Annotated in this window: 13 protein-coding genes and 1 pseudogene; 10 read left to right on the forward strand and 4 right to left on the reverse strand. The window is 72.4% G+C overall.

Annotated elements, in window-relative coordinates:
- Positions 1–115 precede the first annotated feature (115 nt).
- The 5 genes from efeO (at position 116) to KSP35_RS11735 (ending at position 5,717) form a co-directional block, all read left to right on the forward strand.
- A complete protein-coding gene (efeO, locus tag KSP35_RS11715) occupies positions 116–1,084 on the forward strand; it encodes an iron uptake system protein EfeO (RefSeq protein WP_217002009.1) in 969 nt (322 codons plus the stop codon).
- 128 nt (positions 1,085–1,212) lie between these two features.
- Positions 1,213–2,466 (forward strand): iron uptake transporter deferrochelatase/peroxidase subunit, encoded by a 1,254-nt coding sequence (gene efeB, locus KSP35_RS11720; protein ID WP_217002010.1) that lies wholly within the window; start codon positions 1,213–1,215, stop codon positions 2,464–2,466.
- 151 nt (positions 2,467–2,617) lie between these two features.
- The gene (locus KSP35_RS11725) at positions 2,618–3,871 is read left to right on the forward strand and encodes a glycosyltransferase family 4 protein (protein ID WP_217002012.1); all 1,254 of its coding nucleotides are present in this window, start codon (positions 2,618–2,620) and stop codon (positions 3,869–3,871) included.
- A 9-nt stretch (positions 3,872–3,880) separates the two neighbouring features.
- Positions 3,881–4,645, forward strand: a complete 765-nt coding sequence (locus KSP35_RS11730; RefSeq protein WP_217002014.1) for a class I SAM-dependent methyltransferase — start codon at positions 3,881–3,883, stop codon at positions 4,643–4,645.
- A complete protein-coding gene (locus KSP35_RS11735; RefSeq protein WP_217002016.1) occupies positions 4,638–5,717 on the forward strand; it encodes a prenyltransferase/squalene oxidase repeat-containing protein in 1,080 nt (359 codons plus the stop codon). Before KSP35_RS11730 ends, KSP35_RS11735 begins: the two co-directional genes overlap by 8 nt.
- Positions 5,718–6,274: 557 nt before the next feature.
- On the opposite strand, the pseudogene KSP35_RS11740 reads toward KSP35_RS11735, so the two are convergent.
- Positions 6,275–6,676 (reverse strand): annotated as a pseudogene (locus tag KSP35_RS11740) (class I SAM-dependent methyltransferase); the annotation flags it as partial.
- Between the two features lie 129 nt (positions 6,677–6,805).
- Complete coding sequence (locus KSP35_RS11745; RefSeq protein ID WP_217002018.1) at positions 6,806–7,336, reverse strand: GtrA family protein; 531 nt, start codon at positions 7,334–7,336, stop codon at positions 6,806–6,808.
- A 95-nt stretch (positions 7,337–7,431) separates the two neighbouring features.
- On the opposite strand from KSP35_RS11745, the gene KSP35_RS11750 reads away from it, so the two are divergent.
- From KSP35_RS11750 to KSP35_RS11760, 3 genes are all read left to right on the forward strand, one after another.
- Positions 7,432–8,307: an acyl-CoA thioesterase II gene (locus tag KSP35_RS11750; RefSeq protein WP_217002020.1), complete on the forward strand. Its 876-nt coding sequence runs from the start codon at positions 7,432–7,434 to the stop codon at positions 8,305–8,307.
- Positions 8,304–9,512 (forward strand): sorbosone dehydrogenase family protein, encoded by a 1,209-nt coding sequence (locus KSP35_RS11755; RefSeq protein ID WP_217002022.1) that lies wholly within the window; start codon positions 8,304–8,306, stop codon positions 9,510–9,512. The genes KSP35_RS11750 and KSP35_RS11755 overlap by 4 nt, the downstream gene beginning before the upstream one ends.
- A gap of 76 nt (positions 9,513–9,588) precedes the next feature.
- Positions 9,589–10,722, forward strand: a complete 1,134-nt coding sequence (locus KSP35_RS11760) for a hypothetical protein (RefSeq protein WP_216995576.1) — start codon at positions 9,589–9,591, stop codon at positions 10,720–10,722.
- A gap of 94 nt (positions 10,723–10,816) precedes the next feature.
- On the opposite strand, the gene KSP35_RS11765 is transcribed toward KSP35_RS11760, so the two are convergent.
- On the reverse strand, positions 10,817–11,017 hold the full coding sequence (locus tag KSP35_RS11765; RefSeq protein ID WP_216995583.1) for a cold-shock protein: 201 nt from the start codon (positions 11,015–11,017) through the stop codon (positions 10,817–10,819).
- Positions 11,018–11,146: 129 nt separating this feature from the next.
- Between KSP35_RS11765 and KSP35_RS11770 the strand changes: the two genes are divergently transcribed.
- Together KSP35_RS11770 and KSP35_RS11775 are read left to right on the forward strand one after the other, a co-directional pair.
- A complete protein-coding gene (locus KSP35_RS11770; RefSeq protein WP_254126733.1) occupies positions 11,147–12,166 on the forward strand; it encodes a sigma-70 family RNA polymerase sigma factor in 1,020 nt (339 codons plus the stop codon).
- Between the two features lie 93 nt (positions 12,167–12,259).
- The gene (locus tag KSP35_RS11775) at positions 12,260–12,658 is read left to right on the forward strand and encodes a VOC family protein (RefSeq protein ID WP_216995585.1); all 399 of its coding nucleotides are present in this window, start codon (positions 12,260–12,262) and stop codon (positions 12,656–12,658) included.
- A 4-nt stretch (positions 12,659–12,662) separates the two neighbouring features.
- Here KSP35_RS11775 and KSP35_RS11780 read toward each other — a convergent pair whose 3' ends face one another.
- The gene (locus tag KSP35_RS11780; RefSeq protein WP_216995587.1) at positions 12,663–13,778 is read right to left on the reverse strand and encodes a hypothetical protein; all 1,116 of its coding nucleotides are present in this window, start codon (positions 13,776–13,778) and stop codon (positions 12,663–12,665) included.
- Positions 13,779–14,049: the final 271 nt, after the last annotated feature.

A 14,049-nucleotide genomic window follows, 5' to 3' on the forward strand; every position in this document is an offset into this window, starting at 1 on the left:
CTGCCGCACGCCCTCGTCCGGAAGCCGCCCCGCACCCGTCCCTCTCGGGAAAGGTTGACGCCGCCCACCCGAAAGCGTTAGGCAGTCCGAATACTGACCGGTCCCGGAGGACTCCATGCCCAGCACCACCACCCGCCGCCTCGCCGCGGTGGCCATCGCCGCCGGCCTGCTCATGGCGGGTTGCGCCAAGGACGACGGCTCCGCCACCCGCACCGACTGCAGCAGCGGCTCCTCGGCCGCCGGCGGCTCGTCGGCCGCAGGTGGCTCGTCGGCAGCGGGCGGCGCCAGCGCCGACTGCGGCACGGGCATCTCCAAGGACGACGTCGCCGGCAGCACCGATGACCCGCTGGTCCAGAAGGCCGTCGACGGCTACCAGACCTACGTCGAGGAGCAGGTCAACGGCCTCGTCACCGACACCAAGGTCTTCACCGACGCCGTCCGCGCCGGCGACGTCGAGGCCGCCAAGGCCGCCTACCCGACCTCCCGCCAGCGCTGGGAGCGCATCGAGCCCATCGCCGCCCTGATCGGCGACACCGACGGCGCGGTCGACTCCCGGGCCGAGGACGGCGTCAAGGACACCGAGAGCCCCGAGGTCACCGGCTGGCACCAGCTCGAGTACGACCTCTGGGTCAAGGGCGACATCGCCGACTCCAAGGACCTGGCCGACGGCCTCGACGACGAGCTCCAGAAGCTGCAGGCCGGCCTGCCGGACCTGAAGATCACGCCGCTGGCCGTGGCCAAGGGCGCCTCGGAGCTCATCGAAGAGGTGTCCGAGGGCAAGATCACCGGCGAAGAGGACCGGTACTCCCACACCGACCTCTGGGACCTCAACGCCAACGTCGAGGGCGCCAAGGAGGCCACCACCCTCCTGCAGCCGGCCATCAAGAAGGCCGACCCGGACCTGGCGAAGAAGCTCGACACCGCGTTCGTCGAGGCCGACGAGGCCCTCGCCCCCTACAAGGACGGCAACGGCTGGAAGTCCTACGAGGACGTCAGCGACAGCGACCGCGATGCGCTGAAGGCCAAGTTCTCGGCCCTCGCCGAGATGCTGGGCGACGTGCCCGGCGCCCTGAAGCTCAGCTGAGCGCCGCCGGGCCCACACCGGTCCCGGCACCCGCAACCGAAGCGACACCCGCGTGAGGGGCACCTGCTTGGCAGGTGCCCCTCACACGCGATGTAGACGACCCTTCACCGACTGCGTACGCTCGGGGCGTGTCCGAGCAGCCCCGCATCTCCCGCCGGAAGTTCGTCGTCGGCGGCGGCGCCGGCGTGGCCGGCCTCGCCGGAGCGGCGGCGCTCGGCTGGAACGCCGGCAAGGACGAGGCGCCGGCCAGCGCCGACGGGCTCCCGGCCCCGGTGCGGCTGCCCTTCCACGGCACGCACCAGACCGGCATCACGTCCCACGCGCCGGCCGCCGCGCTCATGGCCTCGTTCAACCTGGTGGCCGACAACCGGGACGAGGTCCGGGCCGTGTTCAAGGCGCTCACCGAGGAGTTCGACACCCTCATGAGCGGCACGCCGGTGCCGGACCGCGGCGAGCACTACCCGCCGCTCGACACCGGCTCGCTGGGCACCAACCCGCCGCCGGCCGACCTGACCCTCACCCTCGCCATCGGCGCCTCGATGTTCGACGACCGCTTCGGCCTGGCCGCTCGCAAGCCCCGCGAGCTGTTCACCATGACCAAGCTGGCCAACGACCGGCTCGACCAGACCCGCTGCCACGGCGACCTCCTCGTCAACATCTCCGGCGACTCGCCCGACGTCTGCCTCTTCGCCCTGCGCCAGGTCATGCGCCGCACCCGGGCCAACCTGGTGCTCAAGTGGATGGTCGAGGGCTTCAACCGCCGCGAGGCGCCCAAGCCCGGCAAGGCCCAGGTCCGGAACCTGCTCGGCTTCAAGGACGGCACCGCCAACCTCGACCCGTCGAGCGACGCCCTCATGGGCGAGCACGTCTGGGTGGCCCAGGGCGACGGCGAGCCGGCCTGGGCGGTGGGCGGCAGCTACCAGGCGGTGCGCATCATCCGCATGCTGGTGGAGCAGTGGGACCGGGCCCAGCTGGGCGAGCAGGAGCGCATCATCGGCCGCGTGAAGGCCTCCGGCGCACCGCTCGGCGAGCAGGACGAGACCGACGACCCGGACTACGAGGACGATCCTCGTGGCGACCGCATCCCGCTCGACGCCCACATCCGCCTGGCCAACCCCCGCACCAAGGCCACCGAGAAGAACAAGATCCTGCGCCGCGGCTTCTCCTACTCGCGGGGCTTCGACCCCGCCGGCCGGCTCGACCAGGGGCTGGCGTTCGTGTCCTTCCAGCGCAGCCTCGACGACGGCTTCCTGGCCGTGCAGGACCGCCTCAGCGGCGAGCCGCTCGAGGAGTACATCCGGGCCGAGGGCGGCGGCTACTTCTTCGCCTTCCCCGGCGTCCAGCGCAAGGGCGCCTACCTCGGCCAGGCCCTCCTCGCCTGACCCCGCCCTCCGACCTGACGGATCGTCAGGGTTTTCCGGTGACGCCTGTCACTCGGCGGAGGGAATCCCACCGAAAACCAACGGGTTGCTGCGAAGCTGAGCGTTCGCTCGCTTGACCCGATGGTCAATGACCCGAAAGTCTGGTGCGCTCATGGCTACTGACGACCGTCCCCTCCGCATCGCGCTGCTCGCCTACCGGGGCAAGCCCCACTGCGGGGGACAGGGCGTGTACGTCCGCCACCTCGCCAAGGCCCTGGTCGACCTCGGCCACCACGTCGAGGTGTTCGGCGGCCAGCCCTACCCCGAGCTCGACGAGCGGGTGGTGCTGCACAAGCTCCCCAGCCTCGACATCTACAACGAGCACTTCCCGCTGCGGATGCCCGGCCTGTGGGAGCTCAAGAACTGGACCGACTTCCTCGAGGTCGCGTCGTTCAGCATGGGCACCTTCCCCGAGCCCATGGCCTTCACCATGCGGGCGTGGGACCAGCTCAAGTCCCGCAAGGGCGACTTCGACCTGGTGCACGACAACCAGTCGCTGGGCTACGGCCTGCTCGCCATCAAGCAGCTCGGCCTCCCGGTGATCGCCACCATCCACCACCCCATCACCGTCGACCGCCGGCTGGAGATGGAGCACGCCGAGTCGCTCTACAAGAAGCTGACGCTGCGCCGCTGGTACGCCTTCACCGACATGCAGACCCGGGTGGCCAGCCGCCTCGACCGCGTGATCACGGTGTCGGAGAACTCCTTCAAGGACATCAGCCACGACCACAAGGTCAAGCCCGACCGCATGCACATCGTGCCGGTGGGCGTCGACCCGGACCTGTTCAAGCCGGTGGCCGGCATCACCCGCACCCCGGGGATGCTCATCACCACCGCCAGCGCCGATGTCGCCATGAAGGGCCTGCGCTACCTGCTCGAGGCCGTGGCCAAGCTGCGCACCGAGCGCCCCGAGGTCACCCTCACGGTCATCGGCAAGCCGAAGGAGGGCGGCGAGTCCGCCCGCACCATCAGCGAGCTCGGCCTGGAGGACGCCATCACCTTCGTCTCCGGCGTCACCGACGAGCGCATCGTCGAGCTGTACTCCGAGGCCGAGGCCGCCGTCGTCCCGTCGCTCTACGAGGGCTTCTCGCTGCCGGCCATCGAGGCCATGAGCTGCGCCGTGCCGCTGGTGGCCACCACCGGCGGGGCCATCCCCGAGGTCGTCGGTCCCGACGGCGTCACCGCCTTCTCCGTGCCGCCGGGCGACAGCGGCGCCCTCGCCGCCAAGATCGGCTGGGTGCTCGACCACCCCAAGGAGGCCGCCAAGGTCGGCGAGGCCGGACGCCAGCGGGTCGTGGACCACTGGAGCTGGCGCCACACCGCCGAGAAGACCGTCGAGCAGTACCGCGCCCTCCTGGCGAAGTAGGGGAACCCGATGCTGACCGTCGACTTCCACCGCCTCGGGCTCGAGCCCGGTGACCTGATCCTCGACATGGGCGCCGGCGCCGGCCGCCACGCCTTCGAGGTCTACCGCCGAGGTGCGCACATCATCGCCCTCGACTACTCCCTCGCCGACCTCAAGGACGTGTCCGGGCTGTTCGCCGCCATGGGCACCGCCGGCGAGGCCCCCGAGGGCACCGTGGCCGCCACCGTGAACGGCGACGGCACCCGCCTGCCGTTCCCGGACGACACCTTCGACCACATCATCTGCTCCGAGGTCATGGAGCACATCCCCGACGACAGCGCCGCCGCCGCGGAGCTGGCCCGGGTGCTCAAGCCCGGCGGCTCGCTGGCCGTCACGGTGCCCACCTGGCTGCCCGAGAAGGTGTGCTGGGCGCTCAACGACGAGTACCACGCCCCCTTCGTCGAGGGCGGCCACGTCCGCATCTTCACCGAGGCCACGCTGCGCAAGCGCTTCCGCGACGCCGGCCTGAAGCCCGGCCAGGTGCACCACGCCCACGCCCTGCACTCGCCGTACTGGTGGCTCAAGTGCGCCGTGGGCCCCACCAACGACGCCAACCCGCTGGTGCAGGCGTACCACCGGCTCCTGGTGTGGGACATCACCAAGGCCCCCAAGCTCACCCGCTGGACCGAGAAGGTGCTCAACCCCGTCCTGGGCAAGAGCCTGGTCCTGTACGCCACCAAGCCCCTGGCAACGTCGCCGTCGAAGCAAGCCCGCAGGGAGCCCGCCCGTGCCTGAGATCGTCGTGCCGTCCGTCGACGGGATCATCACCGCCGCCGAGGTCCAGGCCACGGTCGACGCCATCGCCGAGTGGCAGCTGCCCTCGGGCATGGTGCCGTGGGTCCCGGGCGGCCACGCCGACCCGTGGAACCACGTCGAGGCGGCCATGGCGCTCGCCATCGGCGGCCGCGTGGCCGAGGCCGAGCGGGCCTACGACTGGCTCTCGGGCCTCCAGCGCCCCGACGGCGCCTGGCACCAGTACTACGTCGAGAACGGCATCGAGCAGGACAAGCTCGACGCCAACGTGGTGGCCTACGTCGCCGCCGGCGTCTGGCACCACTGGCTCCTCACCGAGGACCGCGGGTTCGTCGACACCATGTGGCCGGTGGTCGAGAAGGCCGTCGACTTCGTGCTCGACCTGCAGGAGCCCCGGGGCGAGATCCTCTGGGCCCGCCACGCCGACGGCACCCCGTGGCCGTTCGCGCTGCTGACCGGTTCCTCGAGCATCTGCCACAGCCTGCGCTGCGCCATCGCCCTGGCCGAGCTGCTCGGCCACGAGCGCCCCGACTGGGAGCTCTCCGCCGCCCGGCTCACCGACACCATCGCCCACCACGAGGCCGACGCCTTCGCCCCCAAGCACCGGTGGGCCATGGACTGGTACTACCCCGTGCTCAGCGGCGCGGTGGTCGGCGACGCCGGCCGCGCCCGCCTGGCCGACCGCTTCGACACGTTCATCGACGACGGCCGCGGCGTCCGCTGCGTGAAGGACCGGCCGTGGATCACCGTGGCCGAGACGTGCGAGTGCATGCTCGCCCACCTCGCCGTCGGCGAGACCGAGACGGCCACCAAGCTCTTCACCTGGGCCCAGCAGTACCGGACCGACTCGGGCCGCTACTGGACCGGCACCGTCTACCCCGACCTGTCGCGCTTCCCGGCCGACGAGCAGTCCACCTACACCGCGGCCGCCGTCGTCCTCGGCGCCGACGCCCTCGACGGCCGCGGCCCCGCCGCCAAGCTCTTCACCGACCACGACGCCGTCCTCCCCCGCCTCATCGACGTCACCGACGACGACCCCGCCCTCCGCGACTGAGCCGCCCCGCGCCACGTGCGACGCATTCCCGTCGCCCCGGGTCGCATACCTACCCCCAGCGACAGGAAACCCCGCTCCCGACGAATTCCCGTCGCCCCGGGTCGCCCACCGACCCCCAGCGACAGGAATCTCCCTCCCTGCCTCACCCCGCCGGACGGCGACCCGCCCAGGCCGGCACCTGCACCCGGGAAAAAGTTCGGGAGGGTGGCAGGAGCGGCGGGCGGGGGTGGCGAACCTGGTGAGCGGGCTGCTACCCGGCGGCCCACGACGGTGGCCCCAACCACCGTCCCCCAATCCCCCCCAAAATCCCTGACCGACCGTCGGGGCCGAGCCACTCCCCCTCTCCGGTTCGGCCTCGGCGGTCGGCTCCGTTCTCGACTCAGGTGCGGGTGAGGACGCGGAGGGAGCCGACGGCGCGGCGCTCGGTGAAGCCGTCGTCGAGGGCGCGGAGGTAGATCTCGTACGGGGGGGCGGCCGCCGTCGGCGGGGTCGGGAAAGACGTCGTGGATGCAGAGCGTGCCGCCGGCGACGACGTGCGGGGTCCACATCTCGTAGTCGCGGTGGGCCGGCTCGCTGCCGTGGCCGCCGTCGATGAAGAGGAACGCCAGCGGCGTGGTCCAGAAGCGGCCGACGGTGGGCGAGTCGCCCACCAGCGCCACCACCGACGGCTCGAGGCCGGCGTCGAAGAGGGTGCGGCGGAAGAAGGGCAGGGTGTCCATGCGGCCGACGGCGGGGTCGACGAGGTCGGCCTCGTGGTGCTCCCAGCCGGCCTGGTTCTCCTCCGAGCCCCGGTGGTGGTCGAGGGCGAAGAGCACCGTGTCGTGGGCCTGGGCGGCCGCCCCGAGCCACACCGAGGACTTGCCGCAGTAGGAGCCGACCTCCAGGAACGGCCCGCCGGGGACGGCGTCGGCGGCCTCGTTGGCGGCCACCCAGAGGGCGTTGCCCTCGTCGGTGGGCATGAAGCCGCGAGCGGCGACGGCCGCGTCGAGCAGCGGGGCGGACAGGGCGGGCACGGCGTCGGTCACGGCCGGGAACCGTACGGCACCAGGCGCCGGACCCCGAAAGGCCGGCGGCGACCGGCGAGGCGCTCAGGCCTCGGCGGTGGGGTGCTCCAGCGCGGCCTCTTCGAGCTCGATGTCCTCGTCGTAGGGCGTGTGGTGCTCGGGCCCGAACATGATCTTGTCGAGGAACACGTACTTGAGCACCCAGAGGATGCCGAAGCCGGCCACGTTGGCGGCTTGGACGGCGTACTTGTTGCCGTTCTTCAGGCTCTCGACGTCGGGGTTCTTGGTGGCGTTGGCCACCAGCACGACGGCGACGGTGGAGAGGATCCAGCCGGCAACGGTGAAGATCCAGAAGGGCAGGACCTCGCGGCGCATGTGGGCCTTGCCGCGCTTGCCCCACACCCAGTACTTGTTGAGCAGGAAGGCCGGGACGGCCACCAGGCTCACCGCAACGAAGTTCGACGGCACCGGCTTCCACTTGAGCAGGTGCAGGAACCCGAAGAGCAGGATCTGGGTGGTGACCACGCCGAAGCCCGAGGTGCAGACGTAGCGGATGGCCCGCCGACCGGCCTCGGTGCGGCTGTGTGCGTAGAGAGCGGACGGCGACAGGTTCACGGAGATCCGATGGTAAACGGCCGTCGCACCCGCCACGAAGTCACGGTGGCCCGGGCCCCCGCCGTGGACGCCGGGATCGCCTGCGAAGATGGGGCATGGAACAGGCTGCCGTCGACGAGCTGGTCGAGCTGCTCGACCTCGAGGACATCGAGGTGAACGTCTTCCGGGGCGTCAGCCCGGACATCGACGTGCAGCGCGTGTTCGGCGGCCAGGTGGCCGGCCAGGCCCTGGTCGCCGCGGCCCGGACGGTGGAGCCGGACCGCACCATCCACTCGCTGCACGCGTACTTCCTGCGCCCCGGCGACCCTCGGGTGCCGATCCTCTACGAGGTCGACCGCCAGCGCGACGGCCGCTCGTTCACCACCCGGCGGGTGGTGGCCATCCAGCACGGCCGACCCATCTTCAACCTCTCCGCCTCGTTCCACGTGCTGGAGGAGGGCTTCACCCACCAGTTCCCCGCCCCCACCGGCGTCACGCCGCCCGAGGAGCTGGAGGACTTCGCCACCCGCTGGGCGCCCTACAAGGAGCAGGTGGGCCCCTGGTACGACCGGCCCCGCCCCATCGACGTGCGCTACGCCGACTGGTCGCCCCGGGACCGGCGGGAGGCGCTGCCGCCCCGGCACCGCGTGTGGGCCAAGGCGAACGGCAAGCTCCCGGACGACCCCGTCCTGCACGCCTGCGTGCTGACGTACCTGTCGGACATGACCCTGCTCGACACCACGCTCCTGCCGCACGCCGGCACGTTCATGAACACCGGCGTGCAGATGGCCAGCCTCGACCACGCCATGTGGTTCCACCAGCCGTTCCGGGCCGACGAGTGGCTGCTCTACGACCAGGACACCCCCGTGGCCGCCCACGGCCGCGGCACCGCCCGCGGCTTCTTCTTCACCCCCGACGGCACCCTCGCCGTCTCCGTCGTGCAGGAGGGCCTCATCCGCCCCAGCACCCCCCACCCCGGAGCGCTCTCGTGACCCACCTCGGCCCCCGCCCCCGCCGCCTCCTCGCCGGCACCGCCCTCGTGGCCGCCCTGGCCCTGGCCGGGGCGGCCTGCGGCTCGGGCGAGTCCACCAGCGGGGCACCGTCGAGCACCCAGGCGGGCAAGACCAGCTCGACCACCTCGACCGATGGCGGCAGCGGCACCGGGACATCGACGGGCGACCCCAAGGTCGAGAGCACCACCGCCCTGGCCGCCGACGCACCCATCGACCTGGTGGTGCGGCCCGGCGACGACGACCTGTGGCTGGCCGAACGGGGCGGCAAGGTGCGGCGCGTCCGCCCCTCGGACGACGGCGCCAAGCTGGCCACCGAGGGCGAGCCGGTCCTCGACCTCTCCGACCAGACCACCACCGACAGCGAGCGCGGCCTGCTGGGCCTGGCGTTCTCGGCGAAGGGCGACGTGCTCTACGTCAGCTACACCGACCTCGAGGGCGACACCCGCCTCGTCTCCTACGCGGTCGACGGCGACGCGGTCGACGAGGGCAGCCGCAAGGTGCTGCTCGCCGTCGACCAGCCGTTCTCCAACCACAACGGCGGCCACGTGGTGCTCGGCCCCGACGGCAAGCTGTGGTTCGGCCTCGGTGACGGCGGCGACGGCGACGACCCCGGCAACCGGGCCCAGGACCCCGACACCTTCCTCGGCAAGATGCTGCGCATCGACCCTGCCGGCGGCGATCCCGAGGTCGTCATCAGCGGCCTCCGCAACCCGTGGCGCTTCTCCTTCGACGCCGACGGCAGCCTGTGGATCGGCGACGTCGGCCAGAACCAGTGGGAGGAGATCGACCACCTCGCCGCCGACGACATCGAGGGCACCAACCTCGGCTGGAGCGGGCGGGAGGGCACCCACGAGAACGCCAACGTCGACCCCGAGGGCCGCACCGGCACCGATCCCGTCGACCCGGTCTTCGACTACTCCCACGACGGCGGCAACTGCTCGATCACCGGCGGCTTCGCCTACCACGGCAAGGCCATCCCGGAGCTGGTGGGCGCCTACGTCTACGCCGACTACTGCAAGGGCGACGTGCGGGCCATCCGGCTCGGCGACGACGGCACGCTGGCCGCGGAGTACGACCTCGGCCTCCACGTCGACTCGCCGGTCTCGTTCGCGGTCGACGCCGACGGCGAGCCCTACGTGCTCTCCGGCGGCGGCAACGTCGAGCGCATCATCCCCGCCGGCTGAGCCGGCCGCCCCCTCGTCCGGCCGCGGCGCGTCCGGGCGCCACATGGGCTCGGCGCCAGCGGGCAGGCTGTAGCCCGTGTCCAGCACCCCTCCGCCCGACCCGCCCCGACGCCCCGAGGGCTCGCCCCGGCCCTCCGCCGACGGCGCACCCCCCGTCCGCTCGGGCCCGCCCGGCGACGGCTGGGACGACGGGCGGGGCGGGAGCAGCCCCCGCACGCCCCGACGGCGAGGCGCCAGCAGCGCGGCCCGCCGGTCCGGCCCCGGCGGCGCAGCAGCGGGCCGGGCCACCGGCGGCGGCGGGGGCGGCGAGGGCCGCAAGCACCTCCCGCGCTGGCTGGTGCCCGCCATGGGCGGGGCCCTGGTGCTCATCATCCTCCTGGTGGTCGTGTTCGGCGGCGGCAAGGGCGGCAGCAAGGACGCCGGCCCGTGCCTCACCGACCTCATGGCCCACCTGCCGTCGGACAGCCGCGTGGCCTACGGCACCGACCTCGTCCAGGCGCGCGACGCCGGCTACACCGACGACGGCGCCCTCGAGGAGCTGGGCTCCAGCCAGCAGGCCACCGGTGCGCTCCCCGACGCGCTCACCGCGCAGTACCGCTTCGCGCAGCTGCTCACCACCGAGGCGTTCACGGCCCGCACCGGCGTGAAGCCCGACCAGATCGAGTGCTCGCTCAGCGACGTGCAGCGCTCGGTGCTGAGCGGGTCCTTCGACGTCGCCGAGGTCGAGGGGTCCTCGGTCGCCGAGTCCGGCAACCTGGCCGCCACCGAGGACCTGGTGGCCCAGACCCACGGCGACAGCGACCCCAAGAAGGTCCTGGAGGAGCGCGACGGCGGCGGCCTGGCCGGCAACGACGACGCCAAGGCCGCCCTCGAGTCGCTGCGCGACCAGGGCGCCTACAGCGTGCTGGTGGAGGTGGGGAACCCCAACGCCGAGAAGCGGCCCCGTGCCGCCGGGCTGGGCGTGGCCGAGGGGGAGGACGACGACCGGGCGCTGGTGGTGGCGTGGTCCTTCGCCGACGAGGACGCCGCCAAGGCGGGCCGCGCCGATGTGGCCGACCGCATCAACGCCGCCCTGCAGGGCACCACCTCGATCTCCACCGAGGACCTCACCGTCGACGGTTCGCTGGTCACCGCCAAGCTCGACACCCGCAAGGCCCCCAACCTGCAGGCCATCCTCAGCCGCGCCGTCGCCCTCATCCCGCCCGACTGAGCGCCGGCCCCACCCGGTGCGGGGCCGACCGTGAAAAAGCGAAGGGCCGCCGGTCCGGAGACCGGCGGCCCTTGGCCAGATCAGACCGGGAAGGTCAGATCACGCGAACGTTCTGGGCCTCTTCGCCCTTGCGCCCGGGAGCGACGTCGAACTCGACGTTCTGCCCCTCGTCGAGGGACTTGTAGCCCTCGCCCTGGATGTTGGAGAAGTGGACGAACACGTCGTCACCCTGCTCCCGGGAGATGAAGCCGAAGCCCTTCTCAGCGTTGAAGAACTTGACGGTACCAGTAGCCATTATTTTGATCTCTTTCACAGTGGGACGGCCCCTTCTTGGGACATCCTCACCGGCCACCCTAGGTGCAAACCGGCGCGGATCACCTCATTCCGCCGCGAGGGGCCTCCGCCGTTCCCTACGATCGGGCCCGTGACCGTGCTCCCGACCAACGAAGAGCTCGACGGCGGACGCCCCGCGAAGGAGGACCTGGACCGGGTCCTCGAGAGCCACCGGCGCGAGCTCACGGGCTACTGCTACCGCATGCTGGGCTCGGGCGCCGAGGCCGAGGACGCCGTGCAGGAGACCATGATCCGGGCCTGGCGGAAGATCGACTCGTTCGAGGGCCGCTCCGCCCTGCGGTCCTGGCTCTACCGCATCGCCCACAACGTCTGCCTCGACCAGCTCCGCGGCCGCAACCGCCGGGCCCGCCCCATGGACCTGGGTCCGTCGGCGCCGGCCGACACCGTCCTCGGCTCCGTCCTGCCGGAGCACGCGTGGGTCCAGCCCATCGCCGACGAGCGCATCCTCCCGGTGGAGGCCGACCCCGCCGAGCTGTCGGCGGCCCGCGAGTCCATCCGCCTGGCCTTCGTGGCCGCCCTGCAGCACCTGCCCCCGCAGCAGCGAGCCGTGCTGATCCTGCGCGAGGTGCTGCGCTGGCAGGCCACCGAGGTCGCCGACCTGCTGTCCACCACGGTGCCGGCGGTGAACAGCGCGCTGCAGCGGGCCCGGGCCACCCTGGCCGCCAAGGACATCCCGTCCCTCGACGAGGGCGGGGCCACCGCCGCCGGCGACCTGGACGAGGAGCACGACGCGCTGCTGGCCCGCTACCTCGAGGCCTTCGAGAAGTACGACATCGGCGAGCTGGTCTCGCTGATCGCCGAGGACGCCACCTTCTCCATGCCGCCGTTCGCCCTGTGGCTCGAGGGCACCACCGACATCGCCGCCTGGTACGTCGGCCAGGGCATCGGCTGCAAGGATGCCCGGCTGCTGCCCGTGAAGGTCAACGGCACCGGCGGCTTCGGCGCCTACAAGAAGGTGCACGAGGGCCTCTGGGAGCCGTTCTGCATCCAGCTCCTCGAGATCACCGACGGCCGCTTCACCGGCCTGCACCACTTCCTCGACCCCACCCTCTTCGCCGACTTCGGCTTGCCGCCGCGCATCGAGGCCTGAGCCAGCCGACCGCCCCGGTCGGCGCCGATGAGTTCGGCGCGCCCGCGGCGTCTCCCCGTGCACACCCACCAACGCCCCTCTGGAGGCCCCCCCGTGTCCCGCATGCTCTTCGTCAACCTCGCCGTCGCCGACCGTGGTGCGTCGGCCGCCTTCTACGAGGGCCTGGGCTTCGAGCTCAACGCGCAGTTCAGCAGCGACACCACGGCGTGCATCGTGGTCAGCGACCAGGCCTCGATCCTGATCCACGAGCCCTCCCGCTTCACCGACTTCACCAAGAAGCCGATCGCCGACTCCGCGGCGTCCACCGAGGCGATCCTCGCCTTCTCCGCCGAGAGCCGCGAGGAGGTCGACACCATCGCCGACCAGGCCCTGGCCAGCGGGGGCAGCGCCGCCAACGACGCCCAGGACCACGGCTTCATGTACGGCCGCTCCTTCCAGGACCCCGACGGCCACCTGGTCGAGATCATCTGGATGGACCCCACCCAGATGTAGCCGGCTACCCCGGCTCGACGGTGAGGTGGAACGGCGTCGCCGCGGTGGCGATACCGTTCACCTGCAGGGCGATGGCGTGCTCGCCGGGGTGGTACCGGCGGGTGCTGATGGGCTTGAAGGGGTGGCGGCGCGAGACCGTCACGGACTCGCCCGGCGCCAGCACCCTGGTGGCCAGCTTGAACACCTTGGGCGTGCGGCCGCCGTTGGCCTTCACGTGGTGGACCACGTAGTCGACGGCCAGCCGGGCGGGCGCGTCGCCGGTGTTCACGAGGGTGGCCTCGAAGGGCAGCTCGCCGCCCACCGCCACCGTGGCGGCGCCGAGGACCGGTGCGGTGACGGTGACCGCATCGGCGGGCGGGAAGCCGAGCAGGGCGAGCGCTCCGGGGTGGCCCTGCTTCACCAGCGTCCGCAGGCCGTGGCGCACCAGCCGCTGGGTCTCGACGCCGGCCTCGGGCGCCGCCAGCCAGCGCTCGGCCAGCTCGACGGCCAGGTCGGGCTGCTGCCGGTTGAGGTCGTTCAGGTGGTTGGCCACCGAGCGGCGGACGTACTCGCTCTCGTCGCGGTGCAGGGCATCCAGGATGGGCACCGTCGTCGAGGGCCTCGCCAGGATCGCCGGCACCCGCTTCGACCACGGCAGGAAGGGCCGGGTGCCCTCGGTGGCCAGGCGGCGCACGTGCTCGTCCGGGCTTTCGGTCCAGCCGACGATGGTGGCGACGGCACGATCGAGGTCGGCCGCAAGGAGGCCGCGGATGGCGAACTCGCCGCTGAGCCGCGGCGTGAGCTCGGCCAGCAGGGCGAGGGCGTCGTCGAAGGCTGCGGTGCCGCCGTCGGCGAGGGCCAGGGCCACCGCCGCCTCGGTCACCGGCCAGGTCATCCACCCGGTGAAGCCGGGGTCGGCCAGCGCTGCTCGGGCGGCCGCCGCCAGCGGGGCGTAGCCGCCGGGCACGTCCTGCACGAGGGCGTCGGCCAGCAGCACGGCCCGCTGGCGCAGGGCCAGCGGGGCGATGCGCCGGCGGGCGGCGCGGACGGCGGTGCACGCCGTGCCCGGCAGTGCTCGCTCCACGGCGACCGCCAGCGCGGTGACGACCTCGGGACCGATCAGCTCGTCAGCGGTGGGCACCGGCGGAGCGTACCGACGAGGTCCGCCCACCGGGTTCGCCGGGGTGGGGCCGGTGACCGAGACTGGAGCATGCAGATCATCGGGCTCCTGCTGGCGGCGGTGCTGGGGCTGGGCGCGCTCGGGGCGGTGCTGCACTACCTGCGGCGGCGGCTGGTGCGGGACCCGTTCGCACCGGGGCGCCAGCGACGGGTGGCCGGCGCGGTGCTCGGCGGCCTCTTCCTGCTGGTGGTGGTGTGCCTGGTGCTGGCGAACGTGGGGCCCGACCTCGTGT

Source organism: Aquihabitans sp. G128, from assembly GCF_019048865.1.
GTDB lineage: Bacteria > Actinomycetota > Acidimicrobiia > Acidimicrobiales > Iamiaceae > Aquihabitans.